Source organism: Pontibacter rugosus (assembly GCF_042678745.1).
Classification (GTDB): domain Bacteria; phylum Bacteroidota; class Bacteroidia; order Cytophagales; family Hymenobacteraceae; genus Pontibacter; species Pontibacter rugosus.
In genome coordinates this window covers 1-3,050 of the sequence record NZ_JBHTLD010000345.1, presented here as the reverse complement: position 1 = coordinate 3,050, position 3,050 = coordinate 1, and the positions used below count along the sequence as shown (strand labels likewise).

Here is a 3,050-nt window from a genome sequence, read left to right as displayed (position 1 = left end):
ATTATATTAGCACAAAGTATAATTAGGTATGATAAAGGCAGAAGATTTCCTGAAAGGGCGCGGTGCTCAGTTTAACCCCAACAATCCATACCTGAAACAGGAGTATGTGGCTGAGCATGTAGAAGGCATAGACGAGGCCATGCTCAGTAACACCAAAACTGAGTTTTTCAAAGAGTCTCCCAAAAAGATCGTTAACACTATTGAAAGCCCGGATTTGGGACTAAGCTACTCTATGAATCCTTATCAAGGTTGTGAGCATGGCTGCATTTACTGCTATGCCCGCAACACACACCAGTACTGGGGCTATGGAGCAGGCTTAGATTTTGAGCGGAAAATCATAGTAAAGGAAAACGCAGCAGAAGTGCTGGCACGCCAACTGGAGAACTCCAATTGGAAGGTAATGCCTATTATGCTTTCCGGCAATACAGACTGCTACCAACCCATAGAAGCGAAGAAGCAGCTAACTAGAGAGCTGTTAAAGGTATTGCTGCAGTACCGCCACCCCGTCAGCATCATCACCAAGAACGCCCTTATTCTTCGCGACCTCGACTTGCTGCAGGAGCTGAATCAGTATGACCTGGTGCATGTGAGCATCAGCATCACCACACTGGAGGAAGATTTGAGGCAGAAACTGGAGCCACGAACTGCCACAGCTGCTAAGCGCCTAGATGTGGTCAGGCAGTTGAGTGCCGTAGGTATGCCAGTCAATGTAATGGTTGCCCCTATTATTCCGGGCCTGAACGATTCAGAGATTCCACAGATCATTCGCCACTCGGCAGAGGCAGGCGCAAGCAACGCAGCTTATACTATAGTAAGGCTGAATGGCAGCATCGGTCCTATCTTTGAGGATTGGATTCAACAAGCTTTTCCTGATAAGGCTGCCAAAGTGTTGAACCAAATTGCCGACTGCCATGGCGGAAAGCTACATGACAGCAGGTTTGGCACAAGAATGAGCGGAGAAGGTAAGTTTGCAGAGGCCATTGCTAACCTTTTCAGGATGAGCAAGCTAAAGTACCTGGCCGGAAGAAGTATGAAGCCTTACAACTATGATCACTTTATTCAGCGTAAGGGAAAGCAGCTAAACTTATTTTAAACTTCAGAAACGCTTTGTATAACTTTGCCTGAAGTAGCGTTATAGAAGCAAGTTTATTTATACTTAGCTCAGAATCTATCCCCCTCAGAAACTATGAATTTTAAGTCATCCTTCAGCATACTTGCTTTTGCACTGCCCATTTTATACTTGTCTGCCTGTAACCAAACAGAGCAAAAGCTTCCTGACCAGGAAAATACTACAGTTGAAAACAACCTAGTAAAGTTTGAAGGACACACCTTAGAGCGAGCCTCCGCTAATTGCAATACCGATAGCGCTACCTGTGCAACTGTTAGTATCCGTTATCCTGAAGCAGTAGCTGGTCCGGCGGCAGTGCAGCAAAGTATAAACAGCTTTATACAGCAGCGCTTGAAGCAGATCATGCTCGATTTTAACCCTGATGCAGCTGCAACTAACAAAGGAGATGCTGCTAATCAATTAGCAGACTTTTTCCTGAAGCAGCATCAGCAATATACGGAAGAGGTAATACCTAATTCAGGTATACCGGCAGCTACTGCAGAATGGGAACTTAAGGTAGACGCCGCACCACTTTATGTAGCTGATAGTGTTTCCTCCATTTATATGGAAGTATACCATTATGCCGGAGGAGCACACGGCAATTATTATAGAACTTTACAAAGCTTTGATGCTAAAGGAAACCTACTTCGCTTAAAAGAGCTGGTAAACGATACAGTAGCACTTCGGAAACTAACGGAAGCGAAGTTCAGGCAAGTGAAAGAAGGTATAGGTACCAAACCCTTATCTGAGGCGGGGCTTTTTATAGAAGGAAATACCTTGCCTTTTCCTCAAAATGCAGCCATAACGAGTGAGGGTTTACTTCTTTACTACAACCCTTATGAAATTGGCCCCTGGGCATTTGGAGATACAGAAATCATACTTCCCTACCAGCAGGTAAACAGCATATTAGCAGAAGAGTACAGGAATAAACAGTAGAGATTTTTTAGACAAAAAGAAAGCCAGACAACGATAACGCTGCCTGGCTTTCTTTTTAAAGTATGTGCGGCTTATAGTATATCTTTTACCTTATCAACCAAACCACCACCGGCAGAGCCTGTCATTTGTTCTTTTTGCGCGTGACCACGCGGATCAGGCGGTGCTAATTGTGGAATACCACCCTGTGGTGTAATATTTACGAGGCTAAACTCTCCTTTACCATCCATTGATGGTCCCTGAGCCCAACGAGCATTAGCCATTTCCTGGTTCGCTCCATTTTTTGCATCAATATGCGTAGAGAAGAAAGAGTAGTTAAACTCCTGATTTTCTTCCGCCTGCGGGAAGGAATTCGGGATTGGATGAACCCCTTTCAGTCCACCTAATTCTTCTAACACAGCCAGCCATTGGTTTTGGTGCATGGTATCGCGGGCAATAAGGAAGGCCAACATATCTTTCATACCTGCATCATCGGTTGCCTCCCATAAGCGCGTGGCCAGCACACGACCTGTAGACTCAGCCATAACGTTAGCATACATATCAGCCGCCAGGTTACCGCTACCTACAACCCATGAACCATTAAAAGGCACACCGTTGCTATCTACAGCCATTGCAGCCAAACCAGAAGACAATACATGTCTTGGGTTCATACCTCCCATTACAGCGCCAATCACCTTATCTTTAGCCATCTCATCTTTCATAGACATAGGCGCACCTTCAAGGTTTAGGGCAACTGCGGTAGCCAGCATTTCAATATGTGCAATCTCTTCTGTACCTGTCTCCATCAGCATGTCGCGGTACTTTTGCGGCCCACGAGATCCCCATGCTTGAAATAAATATTGTAAACATACTCTTATCTCTCCTTCTATACCTCCAATGGCTTGTTGGAGCATATTAGCAAAGGCAGGGTTTGGCTTATCCACTCTTACCTTATACTGTAGTTTGTTATCATGATAAAACATAGCTTTATTTTGTTAAGTTATACATACCAACAGGTACGGCCTCACAC

Annotated in this window: 3 protein-coding genes; 2 read left to right on the top strand and 1 reads right to left on the bottom strand. The window is 44.8% G+C overall.

What is annotated here, in order from left to right; all coding sequences use genetic code 11:
• Positions 1-28 precede the first annotated feature (28 nt).
• Complete coding sequence (locus tag ACFQ2O_RS20920) at positions 29-1,093, top strand: PA0069 family radical SAM protein (protein WP_377532706.1); 1,065 nt, start codon at positions 29-31, stop codon at positions 1,091-1,093.
• 93 nt (positions 1,094-1,186) lie between these two features.
• Complete coding sequence (locus tag ACFQ2O_RS20915; RefSeq protein WP_377532704.1) at positions 1,187-2,044, top strand: DUF3298 and DUF4163 domain-containing protein; 858 nt, start codon at positions 1,187-1,189, stop codon at positions 2,042-2,044.
• Between the two features lie 71 nt (positions 2,045-2,115).
• Here ACFQ2O_RS20915 and ACFQ2O_RS20910 read toward each other — a convergent pair whose 3' ends face one another.
• Positions 2,116-3,003, bottom strand: coding sequence for a manganese catalase family protein (locus ACFQ2O_RS20910; protein WP_377532701.1), 888 nt, complete (start codon positions 3,001-3,003; stop codon positions 2,116-2,118).
• Positions 3,004-3,050: the final 47 nt, after the last annotated feature.

Bases quoted from the DNA above. Each gene is read 5' to 3' on its own strand.
- ACFQ2O_RS20920 (WP_377532706.1), top strand. From the start codon at position 29: ATGATAAAGGCAGAAGATTTCCTGAAAGGGCGCGGTGCTCAGTTTAAC.
- ACFQ2O_RS20915 (WP_377532704.1), top strand. From the start codon at position 1,187: ATGAATTTTAAGTCATCCTTCAGCATACTTGCTTTTGCACTGCCCATT.
- ACFQ2O_RS20910 (WP_377532701.1), bottom strand. From the start codon at position 3,003: ATGTTTTATCATGATAACAAACTACAGTATAAGGTAAGAGTGGATAAG.